The 816-nt window shown below is 40.1% G+C and carries 1 protein-coding gene; it reads right to left on the bottom strand.

The genetic code is table 11. The features are described 5' to 3' along the window. A partial coding sequence (locus ACFOW1_RS16915; protein ID WP_379015934.1) for a hypothetical protein occupies positions 1 to 816 on the bottom strand: 816 nt, incomplete at both ends.

Genomic DNA, 816 nt, shown 5'->3' with positions numbered 1-816 from the left:
GCTGAGGTATTATCGGTTGACATACCGCCATACTCTACAATAGTATAATAACCTTGCGTACCACCTAAATCATTCCAATTGCCGCTTGCTACATATATCTCGCCATAATCTTCACTGCCCCCATAATTATTAGGTTCGCCACTATTCCAGCTATTATAATTGCCATTTACAACTTGTCTGTTATCTTGCCAATTACCTCTAGTAAATAAAGTACCTTTTTCTGGGCCTGTAACCCAATACCAAAGACCTTCGGATTGAGTTGAAATTCCAGCGTTATAGCTACCGCCTTGAGAAGTATAAGTATTTGTGCCCGTTGCAGCATTGATGTATGTATAATGATCAGAACAGCCTATCCAACTATCACTCGCCAATATTTTAGAAACAAAACTATTTTCAGCAGCTGAAGTGATGGTTACCATATACCCCTGACGACCGAAATAAGAACTATTATTAGCATTGGTAAAACCCGTTGTCCAATCAGTCTGCGTTGGCGATAATTGGTAAAAATGTCCATTCAAGGGATTATAAAACTTAGCACCTGCAATAAAACTTACTTGCCTTTGCTCGGGATAACAAGTAGCAGACGCCGTCTGCAAAGTCACAGTTCTTAAAAATGCTTGCCAACTGGCAGCATCGGTAGTACCTGTAAACTGAATACTTTTGGACGTAGTATTAAAGCTACCAGCAGAAATACCCGCTGGTAAGCTACCTGTATATGACAAAATATCGCCACTTGTATAACTACCAGTAATCTGAACAGTAAAACCAGCAATTGTTCCATCAGACGTGATGGTTAGTCCGGGATCTACTACAGTA

It is taken from the genome of Parasediminibacterium paludis, from assembly GCF_042651445.1.
Lineage (GTDB): Bacteria > Bacteroidota > Bacteroidia > Chitinophagales > Chitinophagaceae > Parasediminibacterium > Parasediminibacterium paludis.
The sequence above is the reverse complement of the archived record's forward strand: the minus strand, read 5'-3'. Positions and strand labels throughout refer to the sequence as shown.